The sequence below is a fragment of the Bacillus sp. YH3-2-B2 genome, from assembly GCF_053663335.1.
On record NZ_JBSJQE010000003.1, the window covers coordinates 16,419 to 30,025 of the forward strand.

The 13,607-nt window shown below is 46.8% G+C and carries 11 protein-coding genes; 3 read left to right on the top strand and 8 right to left on the bottom strand.

Annotated elements, in window-relative coordinates:
* Window positions 1–115: 115 nt before the first annotated feature.
* The 3 genes from ACWJJX_RS10120 to gltB form a co-directional block, all read right to left on the bottom strand.
* Entirely contained in the window at window positions 116–253 is a 138-nt protein-coding gene (locus ACWJJX_RS10120; RefSeq protein ID WP_165409691.1) for a hypothetical protein, read from the bottom strand.
* 100 nt (window positions 254–353) lie between these two features.
* Entirely contained in the window at window positions 354–1,835 is a 1,482-nt protein-coding gene (gene gltD / locus ACWJJX_RS10125) for a glutamate synthase small subunit (protein WP_003153838.1), read from the bottom strand.
* A 16-nt stretch (window positions 1,836–1,851) separates the two neighbouring features.
* Window positions 1,852–6,411, bottom strand: a complete 4,560-nt coding sequence (gene gltB / locus ACWJJX_RS10130) for a glutamate synthase large subunit (protein ID WP_454022957.1) — start codon at window positions 6,409–6,411, stop codon at window positions 1,852–1,854.
* Window positions 6,412–6,556: 145 nt separating this feature from the next.
* Between gltB and ACWJJX_RS10135 the strand changes: the two genes are divergently transcribed.
* The gene (locus tag ACWJJX_RS10135; RefSeq protein WP_003153836.1) at window positions 6,557–7,459 is read left to right on the top strand and encodes a LysR family transcriptional regulator; all 903 of its coding nucleotides are present in this window, start codon (window positions 6,557–6,559) and stop codon (window positions 7,457–7,459) included.
* A 60-nt stretch (window positions 7,460–7,519) separates the two neighbouring features.
* Here the strand turns inward: ACWJJX_RS10135 and proB are convergent, their stop codons facing one another.
* The 4 genes from proB to ACWJJX_RS10155 all read right to left on the bottom strand — a co-directional run bounded on the left by proB (window position 7,520) and on the right by ACWJJX_RS10155 (window position 11,057).
* Window positions 7,520–8,638: a glutamate 5-kinase gene (gene proB, locus ACWJJX_RS10140; protein ID WP_176283360.1), complete on the bottom strand. Its 1,119-nt coding sequence runs from the start codon at window positions 8,636–8,638 to the stop codon at window positions 7,520–7,522.
* Between the two features lie 24 nt (window positions 8,639–8,662).
* A complete protein-coding gene (gene proC / locus ACWJJX_RS10145; RefSeq protein WP_014418088.1) occupies window positions 8,663–9,511 on the bottom strand; it encodes a pyrroline-5-carboxylate reductase in 849 nt (282 codons plus the stop codon).
* A 176-nt stretch (window positions 9,512–9,687) separates the two neighbouring features.
* Window positions 9,688–10,056, bottom strand: a complete 369-nt coding sequence (rtp, locus tag ACWJJX_RS10150) for a replication termination protein (protein WP_003153833.1) — start codon at window positions 10,054–10,056, stop codon at window positions 9,688–9,690.
* Window positions 10,057–10,340: 284 nt separating this feature from the next.
* Entirely contained in the window at window positions 10,341–11,057 is a 717-nt protein-coding gene (locus tag ACWJJX_RS10155) for a 3-ketoacyl-ACP reductase (protein ID WP_454022958.1), read from the bottom strand.
* A 129-nt stretch (window positions 11,058–11,186) separates the two neighbouring features.
* On the opposite strand from ACWJJX_RS10155, the gene ACWJJX_RS10160 reads away from it, so the two are divergent.
* Entirely contained in the window at window positions 11,187–11,492 is a 306-nt protein-coding gene (locus ACWJJX_RS10160; RefSeq protein WP_070081954.1) for a DUF948 domain-containing protein, read from the top strand.
* A gap of 65 nt (window positions 11,493–11,557) precedes the next feature.
* The gene (locus ACWJJX_RS10165) at window positions 11,558–12,319 is read left to right on the top strand and encodes a hypothetical protein (RefSeq protein WP_448197556.1); all 762 of its coding nucleotides are present in this window, start codon (window positions 11,558–11,560) and stop codon (window positions 12,317–12,319) included.
* Window positions 12,320–12,350: 31 nt separating this feature from the next.
* Here ACWJJX_RS10165 and ACWJJX_RS10170 read toward each other — a convergent pair whose 3' ends face one another.
* On the bottom strand, window positions 12,351–13,598 hold the full coding sequence (locus ACWJJX_RS10170; protein ID WP_146276980.1) for an RbtT/DalT/CsbX family MFS transporter: 1,248 nt from the start codon (window positions 13,596–13,598) through the stop codon (window positions 12,351–12,353).
* Window positions 13,599–13,607: the final 9 nt, after the last annotated feature.

The window sequence follows — 13,607 nt, forward strand, 5'->3', positions numbered from 1 at the left end:
CCCTTATTTGTTTTTAAGCGTTTCCGCTTGAAATGCAATATGTTTTTCTTCATCGATTAAAATCTGCCCAAAAATCGACTGCAGACACAAAGAGCCCGTCACGTTTTTTAGGGCGTCATAAATAAACGGCGGCGATGACTTCCGCCGTCAGCAGCACCGTGATCGACAGCTCAAGGCTTGCAAATCGTCTCAGTCTGCGGAAGAAAATAATCTCTCCACTCTGTAAAACAAAATTCCATATGTTATCTTCCATTTCACGTTACCCTTATATGACCAATACAGGAAGAAGGAGGTTTCATTTCAATACGAAAAACCGGCTGATCCCAGCCGGTTTTATAAATAAACCCCTTTATTTACGGTAAAACAGTGCTCCCCATTAAATAACTGTCGACTTCGCGCGCTGCTTCCCGGCCTTCATTAATCGCCCATACAATCAGGCTTTGGCCCCTTCTCGCATCCCCTGCGGCGAAAACACCGTCAACATTCGTTTTATAATCCCCATATGCCGCCTGAATTTTATGATTTGCCGAATCGACACCGAACTGTTTCAATAATGGCTGTTCTGTTCCTTCAAAACCGATGGCGATGAACACCAGCTGAGCAGGCCAGACTTTTTCTGTACCGGGCAGTTCATGAAATTCATACTTTCCGAATTCGTTTCTGACTTTTTCCATTTGGATGGTGTGGATCTCTTGTAAGCGGCCCTGCTTATCGGCCACCATTTTTGTCGTCTGAATTGAATATTCTCTCGGGTCTTTGCCGAACTTTGCCTGCGCTTCTTCATAGGCGTATTCAAGGGTAAAGACGTGCGGCTGTTCAGGCCACATATTGTCGTTCGTGCGCGTCTGAGGAAGTTTAGGATGTTTCCCGAACTGGTGCACGCTGCGCGCTTTTTGGCGCAGCGCGGTTGCCACGCAGTCAGCTCCTGTGTCTCCTCCGCCGATCACGATGACATCTTTCCCTTTAGCGTCTATAAATTGTTTGTCTTTGAAGTTGGAATCTAAATAGCTTTTCGTCGCCAGTGTTAAATAGTCCATCGCATAATGGACGCCTTTTGCTTCCCGGCCTTCAATCAGCAGATTGCGCTGCTTTTGGGCGCCTGTGCACAAAATGACGGCATCAAATTGTTCTTTCAGCTCATCTGCCGTTATGTCAACGCCGATTTCGGTATTTGTCACAAAATCTATACCTTCCTGCGTCAAAAGCTTAATACGGCGTTCGACGACATTTTTCTCAAGCTTCATGCTCGGAATGCCGTACATCAGCAGGCCGCCGGCTCTGTCGGCACGCTCGTAGACCGTTACGGAATGACCGGCTTGATTCAGCTGATCAGCGCTTGCCAGACCTGCCGGGCCTGAACCGACGACAGCGACTTTTTTACCTGTGCGTTTCGCGGGGATTCTCGGCTGAATCCATCCATTTTCAAAACCTTTGTCAATGATCGTCCGCTCGATGTTTTTAATTGAAACAGCCGGATCTGAAATGGCCAGCGTACAAGATCCTTCACAAGGAGCGGGACAGACCCGCCCTGTGAATTCAGGAAAGTTATTCGTTTTCAGAAGGCGCTCCAAGGCTTCTTTCCAGCGCCCCCGATAGACGAGGTCATTCCACTCCGGTATCAGATTATAAATCGGGCAGCCGGAGGTAAAACCGTTGATATCAGCGCCGATTTGGCAAAACGGTGTGCCGCAATCCATACACCGCGCCCCCTGCCGCTTTGACGCTTCATCTGAAAATGGAGCCGAATACTCTTTCCAATCCTTTAAGCGAGTGAGAGGGTCCCGCTCAGCCGGTTTTTCTCGTTTTTCTTCCATGAATCCAGTTGGTTTCCCCATGTTCCTCTCCCCTTTCTTACTGTACTACCGCTTGTTTTTGATCTTTGGCAGGCGTTTGGAGGACCTTTGTATTGGCTTCAAAAGCATACATAATTGCGTCTTCTTCTGATAAACCCGCCGCTTTTTGTTCTTCGATGCTGAGGAGCATTTGTTTATAGTTTTTCGGAATGACTTTGATAAAGGTTTCTGCGGCTTTTTCCCAATTGTCCAGAAGATTTGCGGCTTTTTTGCTGTTTGTCAGCGCCGCATGCCGTTTGACCATTTCTTGCACTTCTTTGATCTCCGCCTCATCCGTCAGCTTTTCAAATGAAATCATTTCCATGTTGCATTTGCGTTTAAATGCTTTGGCATCTTCACTCAGGACGTATGCGATACCGCCTGACATTCCCGCCCCGAAGTTTTTGCCGACTTCGCCGAGGACGACAACCCGGCCGCCTGTCATGTATTCACAGCCGTGGTCTCCGATACCTTCTACAACGACATTGACTCCGCTGTTACGGACTGCAAAACGTTCACCGGCGCGCCCGTTAATGTACGCTTCCCCGCTTGTTGCTCCGTAAAATGCGACGTTCCCGATAATAACGTTATCGTGTGTTTCACAATTGAAGGCATCAGGCGCTTTCACGATGATTTTTCCGCCTGAAAGCCCTTTGCCTACGTAGTCATTTGAATCCCCGTTCAAATGAAGCGTCATCCCTTTAGGGACAAATGCTCCGAAACTCTGTCCGGCTGATCCGGTAAAATGAAGTCTGATCGTATCATCCGGCAGGCCTTCCGCTCCGTAGCGTTTAGAAATTTCACTTCCCGTCACGGTTCCGGCTACGCGGTTTGTATTATTGATCTTGATTTCAGTTTCCGCTTCCTGACCGGCTTCAATTGCAGCCTGCACCGCCGGAAGAATAACCGTCATATCAAGCGACTCGTCGATTTTATGGTTTTGCGCCGTACGGAAAGTGCGTATGCCTTCAGGCTGGTACAGCAGTGTGGATAAATCAAGCTGGCCCGCTTTCCAATGCGCTTTCGCACGTTCACTGACATGAAGAACGTCTGTCCGTCCGATCATTTCATCAAGCGTCTTAAAGCCTAACTGCGCCATATATTCACGCACTTCTTCTGCGACAAACAGCATGTAATTTACGATATGGTCAGGATCGCCCATGAATTTTTTGCGGAGCTCCGGATTTTGCGTCGCGACACCTACAGGACATGTATCTAAATGGCAGGCGCGCATCATGACGCAGCCGAGAACAACAAGCGGCGCTGTAGCAAAGCCGAATTCCTCCGCACCGAGCAAGGCGGCCATCACGACATCTCGGCCTGTCATCAGCTTACCGTCCGTTTCCAATACCACGCGATCCCGTAAACCGTTCAGCATCAGCGTTTGGTGAGCTTCTGCAAGACCAAGCTCCCACGGAAGACCGGTATGTTTAATACTCGTTTTCGGCGATGCGCCCGTTCCGCCATCGTAGCCGCTGATGACGATGACATCCGCAGTGCCTTTTGCCACACCGGCCGCAATCGTGCCGACACCGGCTTTTGACACGAGCTTGACGCTGATTCGCGCGCTTCGATTTGCATTTTTCAAATCATGGATCAGCTGCGCCAAATCTTCAATTGAATAAATATCATGGTGAGGAGGCGGTGAGATCAGCCCTACACCTGGTGTAGAACCGCGGACATCCGCGACCCAAGGATATACTTTGTTCCCCGGAAGCTGACCGCCTTCTCCCGGCTTCGCTCCTTGCGCCATTTTGATCTGCAATTCATCCGCATTGACGAGATAATGGCTCTTTACGCCGAAACGGCCGGAGGCGATCTGTTTAATCGCACTTCTTCTGTCGTCGCCATTTTCATCCGGAACGAAACGTTTCGGGTCCTCGCCGCCTTCTCCGCTGTTGCTTTTTCCGCCAAGCCTGTTCATCGCTATCGCTAAAGCCTCATGGGCTTCCTTGCTTAATGAACCGAATGACATCGCTCCTGTTTTAAAACGTTTCACGATGGACGCAGCTGATTCAACTTCCTCTAATTTTAAAGGCTTGCGGTCTTCTTTGAAGGCGAACAGATTGCGTAAAAATCCGATTCGTTCTTCATCCGCTGCATGAGAATACTGCTTAAACAGGCTGTAATCATTTTTTCGGCAGGCCCATTGCAGCGTATGGATGGTTTTCGGGTTGAAAGCGTGGTGCTCTCCCCCGTTCCGCCATTGGAATTCACTTCCAGGATCAAGAGTTTGGCTGTAATCATCCTTGTACGCCGCTTGATGGCGCTGTTTCGCTTCTTGCGCAATCGTCTCGATATCGATTCCGCCAAGCTGAGATGCAGTACCGGTAAAGTATTTGGCGATAACCTCTTCACCGATGCCGACCGCTTCAAAAATTTGGGCGCCCCTGTAACTTTGCACAGTTGAAATCCCCATTTTTGACATCACTTTCACGACGCCTTCTGTTACGCTCTTTCCGTATTTGCTGACAGCTTCTTCATACGGAATATCAAGCCGGCCTTCATCGATTTCCTGCTTATATGTAGCATAAGTCAAATACGGATTGACAGCATCGGCACCATACCCGATGAGAGCCGCAAAGTGATGAACTTCACGCGCTTCCCCGGATTCAACGATAATGCTTGCTTTTGTTCGCAGGCCTTGACGGATCAAATGCTGATGCAGCGCACTGACGGCCAAAAGCGGCGGAATCGGCGTCAATTCCTTACTCATTGCCCTGTCAGATAAAATTAACAGAGATACGCCTTCCTTGATCGCTTTTTCCGCTTGCTGAAACAAATCCTTCAGGCCTTTTTCTAGGTCATCGGAAAACAGCGTGCGGATGTTCTGGCTCTTAATGTCAGGGTGCACAAGTGTTTTCAGCGCATAAAACTGTTCGTTTGATAATACAGGAGTATACAATTTTATGCGGCGTGCATTTCTTTCACTCGGATGCAGCAGATCGCCTTCAGCTCCAAGCCATGTCACCGTAGAGGTCACAAGCTGCTCGCGGATCGCGTCAATCGGCGGGTTTGTGACTTGCGCAAACAGCTGTTTAAAGTAATGAAACAGTGATTGGGCGCGATCGGATAAAACGGCGAGCGGCGAATCATTTCCCATAGAGCCGAGCGGGTCCTTGCCTTCTTTAATAACAGGAATTAAATACTTCTGAATATCTTCATACGTATAGCCGAACGCTTTTTGACGGACGAGAAGATCATCGAATTGTTCCTCTTCCCGGATTTCCGGGTCAGGATCCACTTGAACCAATTCTTCTTCAAGCCATTTTTGATACGGGAATTCATTGGCGATTTCTGTTTTTACTTCTTCATCTGAAATAATCCGGCCTTCCTCTAAGTCAATGAGCAGCATTTTTCCGGGCTCCAGACGTTTTTTATGAAGAATGTTCTCCTGCTCCACTTCAATAACGCCGACCTCAGATGAGAAAATAATATGGTCATCTTTTGTCACATAGTAACGTGCCGGACGCAGGCCGTTACGGTCAAGGATGGCGCCGATCTGTTTTCCGTCCGTAAACGAAATGGCGGTCGGCCCGTCCCACGGCTCCATTAAAGAGCTGTGATATTCATAAAAAGCCCGTTTCGCTTTAGACATGTGAGTGTTTTCCGTCCATGGTTCCGGAATCAGCATCATTGCCGTATGTGCCGGTTTCCGCCCCGCCACCACGAAAAATTCAAACGCATTATCAAGAATGGATGAGTCACTGCCCTCAGCATTTAAAATCGGCAGCACTTTGTGAAGATCGTCTCCGAAGCTTTCTGAAACGAACTGCTGCTCCCTCGCTCTCATCCAATTGATGTTGCCCCGGAGCGTATTGATTTCTCCGTTATGAATCAGATAGCGGTTCGGATGGGCACGTTCCCAAGTAGGAAAGGTATTTGTGCTGAATCTTGAATGCACGAGTGAAAATGCAGATACGAAGGTCTCATCCTGCAAATCCAAATAAAAAGCGTCAACCTGCTCAGGCGTTAACAACCCTTTATAAACAATAGTCTGGCTTGACAAGCTTGCGAAGTAAAAATCAAGCTGTTCTTGAACGCCCCAATTTTCCGCCTGCTTCCGGATGACATACAGTTTGCGTTCAAAAGCAAGGCTGTCTTTCAAATCGTTTGCGGCTCCGATAAATACTTGACGCACATACGGGCAAGTGCTTTGTGCCACTGTTCCGATTTTTCCGACATTTACAGGGACGGTTCTCCAGCCGAGAACAATCTGTCCTTCCTGCTCAATGAATGCATTCACCTGTTTTTCGATCTTTTTTCTTTCCTCTTCATTTTGCGAGAAAAAGACCATTCCTACCCCGTAACGGCCTTTTTCCGGCAGCTTCATTTCTCCGCACTCTTTCTTAAAAAAAGCATCAGGGATCTGAACCATCAGGCCGGCGCCGTCACCCGTATTCGGATCACTGCCCTGTCCTCCTCTGTGATCCAGCTGGCAAAGCATCTTCAGTCCTTTTTTGACAATGTCATGTGAAGGTTTTCCTTTTAAATGGGCATACAAGCCGATTCCGCATGCATCGTGCTCAAATTCCGGACGGTAGAGACCTTGTGCTTTCGGCATTTGATTGTAAGTCATAATTCCTCTCCCCCGATCAGTTTCCGTTAATTATCGGTCATAAAATCTGACAACTTTAAATTAATTGTAAGTTTTCAAAACAATATAAACAATATATAATTTAGATCAAATACATCTCAAAATGAGATAGATGGGTGTGAACGCAATGGAATTACGCCAGCTTCGGTATTTTATGGAGGTAGCAGAACGGGAACATGTGTCAGAAGCGGCTGATCATCTGCATGTCGCACAATCCGCCATCAGCCGGCAGATTGCAAATCTTGAAGAAGAGCTGAAAGTCACTTTATTTGAACGGGAAGGCAGAAATATTAAATTAACGCCGATCGGCAAACAATTTTTAGAACATGTTAAAACGGCGATGAAAGCAATTGATTATGCGAAGGAACAAATTGATGAATATCTTGATCCGAATCGCGGAACCGTCAAAATAGGATTTCCGACGAGCCTTGCAAGCCAGCTTTTGCCGACTGTGATTTCGGCATTTAAAGAGGAATACCCGAACGTTGAGTTTTTGCTCCGCCAGGGTTCTTATAAGTTTTTAATCGAAGCGGTAAGAAACAGGGATATAGATGCTGCACTGCTCGGCCCCGTTCCCACGGAATTCCCCGACATAACAGGCAATATCTTATTCACGGAAAAGATTTACGCGCTTGTTCCGCTGCATCATCCGCTTGCCAAACAGAAAAATATTCATTTAATTGATCTGCGCGGCGACCAATTCGTTTTATTTCCTGAAGGGTTTATTCTCCGAAACATGGCGATTGACGCTTGCAGACAGGCCGGCTTTGCGCCGCTTGTATCGACGGAAGGCGAGGATTTAGATGCCATTAAAGGATTAGTCTCCGCGGGGATGGGAGTTACTTTATTACCCGAAAGCACCTTTGCAGAAACCACACCCCGGTTCACGGTCAAAATTCCGATTGAATTTCCTCAAGTGAAGCGCACCGTAGGCATTATTAAACCAAAAGGAAGAGAGCTGGCTCCGTCTGCAAATGATTTCTATCATTTTGTCATTCAATTTTTCTCCAAACTTGAACAATATCAATAAAAAACAAACCCGAGCTTCAAAACGAAGCCTCGGGCTTTTTCATATTTTTATAGATCTTTCTCAGCCGATCGGAATGGATAGTTCAACGTGGCAGACAAACGCTTCCGGATCAATGACTGATTGATCGGTCTGTTTGTGCGGCGTTTCTTTAAATGTCTTCAGCTGGGCTGAGGAATAGTTGACGATGCCGAGTCCGAGCTCTTCTCCCTGCTGATCAAGCAGCCTGACAACCGCTCCGCTGCTGAATCTGCCCTTAATCTGTTCGATATCCTGCGGTGACAGTGCCATATTTCCGTTCGCGACATCGTTGCTGCTTTTCTTTTCCATCACAATTTCGCCTTCGGGGCCGGAATTAAATGCAAGCCATTGTTCTTTGTGGTTTAACGGCAGGGTTCCTTCCGCTTCAAAATAAGTTCCTTCAGCCGCCTCATCTACCGCTTGAAGCAGAATGTCCGGGATGTTAGCCTGCCCGAGAAAGCCTTTAATACCGGAGGCCATCACAATTTTAAAAGCATCCAGTTTCGAACGCATTCCGCCGGTTCCCATTTCACTCCCGGCATCTCCCGCGCTTGCTTCTATTTCCGGAGTGATGTCGCTTACATGTCTGATTCTTTTCGCTTTCGGGTTGCTGCGCGGATTATCATCATATAAACCGTCAATGTCTGATAAAATTACAAGCATGTCGGCATCAATTAAACCTGCCACCTTCGCTGCGAGTGTATCGTTATCTCCGAATTTCAGCCGGTTGACTGTGACCGTGTCATTTTCATTAATAATCGGAATAATGCCTCGTTCCAAAAGGACGTTCATCGTATTGCGCACATTATGGTAGCGGTATTCATCGGAAAAGTCGCTTCTTGTAATTAATATTTGTGATGCGACATAACCGTGCGCTAAAAACAGCTTTGAATAAGCCTCCATTAATAATCCCTGCCCGATGGAAGCAGAAGCCTGTTTTTCAGGGAGGCCTTCCGGTTTCTGAATAAATCCGAGCTTCCGATAACCTGCCGCCACTGCGCCGGAAGATATTAAAATCACTTCATAGCCGCTGTCTTTCAGCTGTGCGATTTGATCCACCAATGCTTCCAGCTTTCTTCTGCTGATTTCCCCGTGCAGGCTCGTCAGTGAGCTGCTTCCGATTTTCACCGCGACTCTTTTGATCTTCGTCCGAGACGTCACTGTATCACTCCTGTTTTTTAACGATTATAGTGCTGCCGTTTTTTCAATTGTTTTGCTGATCTCAATAGAACGTTCGGTCGCATGTTTAATGGCTTTGGCAATGGCTTCTCCGCCGCCTTCTGACCTGAGCGCATCGAGGCCGGCTTCCGTCGTGCCGTTTGGAGAGGTGATGTTTTCCCGAAGCACATCCGGTTTTTCACCCGTTTCCATCAGCATTTTAGCAGCGCCCAATAACGTTTGCGCGCCGATTTTGCGGGACAGCCGTTTGTCTAAGCCGGCTTCTTCACCTGCTTTTTCAATAAACTCCATTAAATAATAGAAGTACGCCGGTCCGCTGCCTGCGATGCCGGTGAAAATGTCCATCTGATCTTCCTTGATCACGTACACTTCCCCGAGGCATTCCAAAAGGGATACCGCGGTTTTTGCTGAACCGTAAGAGACATGGTCTCCGAAAGCCGCAGCTGTTGCCGATTCGCCGATCATGCTGGATGTGTTCGGCATCACTCTTACAACTGGCTGACGGTCATGTAATGATTGTTGTATAAATGAGGTTGTTATGCCTGCCAGAACAGACAGGATGATTTGATGAGGTTGGATACGCCGTTTCAGCGTAGCAAGAGCGATTTCAGCATCCTTCGGTTTCATGGCTAAAATAAAGACATCAATGTCTTCGGTTTTCATGCTGTCAAAAGCAATGCCTTGAATTCCGTATTGATGTTCCAATTCAGCGAGTCGCTCTGTATTGCGGCGGTTTGTCACGCAGATGTTTTGGTTGGGAATTTTTTTTGCGCGGACCATGCCTGATATCATTCCTTCAGCCATTGATCCTGCTCCGATAAAAGCAACTTTCTTTTGATCTAAGATCGGTAACATCTCCCTTGTTTGTATTTTGTTCGTATTTTTCACACGTTTTTTATGTTACCACTTCAGGAGTCGATGTCAAGTTTGAAGGTTTTATTGATATGTATTGTTCCGAGCCTGTTATTATGTATAATGAATCACAGAACAAACCTTTAGAGCCCGGGAGGCCGGATGCGTTCCGGCCGGATTTAAAAATTATCTGAAATGGCTTTTTCTATCAGCTTTTTGCAGCGGTCAAGCTCTGTCTTCAGCTGTTTTTTGTAAAGCTTCGCTGCTTCATAGTCTTTAAATTGATAGAGAACGACTTCCTGGAGTTTGGCTCCCTCCTTTTTCACTTTTACTTGCTTTAAAATCCCGTCATCCAAAAGTTCGTGAAGTGAACGGTACACCTCGGTATGATTCGGCTTAAAACCGATGGGTTTAAATTCCGAACGCAGCACCTCGAGAAGCTTCAGCCCGTAAAGCCGTTCCTGCTCTGTCATTGTAATCATGTAAAGCTTTAAAAAGGCTCTTTGTTTCACTAAAAAACCGGTTGAACTTCTTTTTTCTTCTTTCAATATGTGCACACCCTTCCTTCTAACAAATTATTCCATGTACTAAATATTCTCTTTATATCCCGTTTTCCCTTTTATTGTTCGGACAGTTTGGTTTGTATTGATTTGTTTTTTGGAGGCGGGAAAAATAATCTTAGTGAACATTTGGTACATAGTTTATTTAGTTTAATTATAGCTTATATCGGTTTCTTTTTCACTCTTTTTTCTGCAAAAACGGATCTTTATGCCTATTTATTCGGGTTGCGAAAACAAAAAAAGACCCGTCACGAAGACAGGTCCCCTTTTGTTTAAGGATTAGTTGACCACAAACCGGCCGTTTTGATGAAAATGCGCGGATGTAATTTCAATTGAGCAACCATATATTCTGCAAGATCCTCAGGCTGCATGACTTTTTCCGGATTGCCGTCTGTCAGATTTAATTCAATAGACATGTCGCTTGCAACCGTGCTCGGAGTCATTGCGCTGACACGGATATTGTGTTTTCTGACTTCCTGCATGAGAGATTCGGTCAGACCGAGAACGGCAAATTTAGAAGCGCTGTACGCACTTGTCGCCGCGGCGCCTCTTTGGCCCGCCGTAGAAGAAATATTAATGATATCTCCTGATTTTCTCTCAATCATTTCAGGAAGAACGGCGCGTGTCACGTGGTATACACCCATTACATTAACTTGAATGATGTCTTCCCACTCTTCAGGCGTAAGATCCAAAAATCCGCCGAATTTGCTGATTCCGGCATTGTTAATCAGGATGTCAACCTCACCGAGTTCTTCTTTAATAGAGGAGACGGCTTGTTCAACCTCTTTTTGGTTTTTCACATCGGCAGCAGCGAATGATGCCTTTACACCAAGGGCTTTCACTTCTTCCGCAACCTTTTCGACATTTGCTTCTGTACGGCCGATTAAACCGATATTGACTCCTTCTTTTGCTAAAGCGAGAGCGGCGGCGCGGCCGATTCCTCTGCCCGCACCCGTGATAAGAGCCGTTTTGTTTTGTAGGCTTTCCATGTCTTTCACCCTTTCTGAATGTCCTTATGTACGATTTCACATTATAAGCAGAAAAAAAACAATTAGCAAATAAAATGATTCAACACGATCCGTAAAGGGTATCAACTGAAAAAAAGGAGTGAAAAGCAGATGATCATCATTTTGTATATCAGTGCTGCCGTTGCGGCTGCCACATTAATTTATGCAGCCGTATCCGCCGTGCATTTTAAAAGAAACACAGCGCCTGATATAAAGAAGATTAACGCCGCGACAGCGTCTATGCAGACGTCCGTTGAAGAAATCAAAACAGAAACCCGTTTGTTATCACAAAAGCAGAAAGAACTGCAGGAAGACTTTCTTACTAAAAAAACAGCCGTGCAAACGACGGCAGCCGAAGTTAAAGGAACGCCTCACGTCCTGAAAATGCTCTGGAACGCCGGTAAAAGCGATTTATGAGCCTGCATGTCATCCGACGTTTTTGATGACACTAAGAGAAACTGGCGGATTCAAGGAGGCATAACATGATTTGCGATCGTGAGCGGCTTGCGCATTTTTTGCAGCAGCTTAAAGCATTATCATCTTCGGGAGGGTTTACAAAATCGGATTTGCTGACTCCGGAGTTCCATTTAGCCAAGGACGGATATCTGGATATGTATTATTCGCCTCATAATGAGTATATCAACCCACATGCTGCGGTTGTCATCTCCGGAATTACACCCGGTTTTTTTCAGATGCAGCGGGCTTACAAAGCAGCGGCACAGCTTTTAAAAAACGGCGAATCTCTTGAGGTGATAGCATATGAGACAAAAAAAGCGGCCGGACTTTCCGGTTCCATGAGGCAGCACATCATCGAAATGCTTAATGAATGCGGTCTGCCGGCCGCGCTTCACGTTGAGGATTCATCCCGGTTATTTGATTCAAAACGGGAGCTGCTTCATACGACATCCGTTATTAAACACCCTGTTTTTTATAAACAGAAAAACTATACGGGGCATCAGCCGCCCATCAGCAGGTCAGCTCTTCTCAGCCGTTATGCGCTGACATGTTTTCCGGATGAAATAGAAATGATGAAAAAGGACATTCTGCTCGTCCCTCTCGGTAAAGCAGCAGAATCAGCCTGCCGCATGCTGAAGAAGAACGGCAGAATGGGCCATGCGGTCATTCTGGAAGGCTTCCCGCATCCGTCCGGAGCAAACGGACATCGTTTCAAACAATTTCACGAAAACCAACAATCGTTACGTGAACAAATTCAGCGGTTTGCCGGGTTTCTTCAGAAGCTGTAAAAAAACGCCCCGAATTTTCGGGGCGCTGCTGTTAAGAAGCGTATTCAGGCAATGCTTTATTGTGTTTTGCCGTTTTCTCTTCAGGTATTTTGATTTGATTTGTCAAGATTGCACTTACGAAATAGAGCGCTGCGAAAATCCATACAACGCCTTGTGCGCCGACAAGCCCGATGAACGCCCAGGCAAGCGCGGGGCCGACAAATGCCGACAGGCCCGCAGCCAGATTTAACACAGACATGGCAGCACCTTTATTGCTGCCGGCCGCCGTCGGCACGATAGCCCCGATCGGAACGAACCCGGCGAGGAGCCCTCCCCATATAAAACCGACTATGCTGACCAAAAGCAAGTTCCCATGTGATACAACAGGAGCATAATATAATAAAAGAGTAAAAATGCCGCAGCCCACTCCTCCGAACCACATGACGGTCTTTTTCCAGCCGAAGGCATCGCCGACTGCGCCGAATATTAAGTTAAAAACGATATTTCCGAGAAAGATCGTTCCCCAAATTTGAAGCCATACATTTGTAGAAATGCCGTGCTGCGCCATATGCATCGGGAGGAATACCGGAAATCCGTATGTTCCGATGCTGTTAATGATCCGAATGATCCCCCCAGAGAGCACGCGCGGATTTTCAGCAAGGATGGTGATTCCCTTCATTAATTCCTGCGCCTTTTCCCGCTTATCTGCCTTTTTCTTTTCAAAGCGGTCCCTATTTAAAATCAAAGCAAAAAACGCGCCGAGGCATACCCAGAAAATTGAACTCCACAGCGTATTCAAATAGCCGAAGGATTTGATGGCCCAGCTTGAATACCAAGCACCGAATACAAACATCCCGCAGCAATATGCAATCCAGAACCAGCCGACCGCCGTACTGAGCCTGTTTTTCGGCGACCGGTAAATCACCCATGTCAAAAATGAATAGGCAAACAGCGGGTAACCCAGCCCTTTAATAAAATACGTGACATACATCACCGGCAAATTAAGATTCTCAAATCCGTATGCGATAAACGCGGCTGTTCCGATGACGTAAAACAACAGCCCCATAAACATCGTCCGCTTTGCGCCGAAGGCTTCGAGGCAGACCCCTGAAAACCACGACGCCACAGCAAGAGAAATACCGTAAACCGTAAACAAGGATGCTGATTGCTGTACCGTCAAGCCGTTTTCAACTAAAAACGGGCTGAGCCAGCCTTGTTCAAGGCCGTCCCCCATCATAAACAGCACGACCCCTAAAAATCCCCAGGCGAGCTGTTTCGGAATTCCTATTTTATTAAGCATTTTTGTTCC

Bases quoted from the DNA above. Each gene is read 5' to 3' on its own strand.
- ACWJJX_RS10120 (WP_165409691.1), bottom strand. From the start codon at position 253: ATGGAAGATAACATATGGAATTTTGTTTTACAGAGTGGAGAGATTATT.
- gltD (WP_003153838.1), bottom strand. From the start codon at position 1,835: ATGGGGAAACCAACTGGATTCATGGAAGAAAAACGAGAAAAACCGGCT.
- gltB (WP_454022957.1), bottom strand. From the start codon at position 6,411: ATGACTTACAATCAAATGCCGAAAGCACAAGGTCTCTACCGTCCGGAA.
- ACWJJX_RS10135 (WP_003153836.1), top strand. From the start codon at position 6,557: ATGGAATTACGCCAGCTTCGGTATTTTATGGAGGTAGCAGAACGGGAA.
- proC (WP_014418088.1), bottom strand. From the start codon at position 9,511: ATGTTACCGATCTTAGATCAAAAGAAAGTTGCTTTTATCGGAGCAGGA.
- ACWJJX_RS10155 (WP_454022958.1), bottom strand. From the start codon at position 11,057: ATGGAAAGCCTACAAAACAAAACGGCTCTTATCACGGGTGCGGGCAGA.
- ACWJJX_RS10160 (WP_070081954.1), top strand. From the start codon at position 11,187: ATGATCATCATTTTGTATATCAGTGCTGCCGTTGCGGCTGCCACATTA.
- ACWJJX_RS10165 (WP_448197556.1), top strand. From the start codon at position 11,558: ATGATTTGCGATCGTGAGCGGCTTGCGCATTTTTTGCAGCAGCTTAAA.
- ACWJJX_RS10170 (WP_146276980.1), bottom strand. From the start codon at position 13,598: ATGCTTAATAAAATAGGAATTCCGAAACAGCTCGCCTGGGGATTTTTA.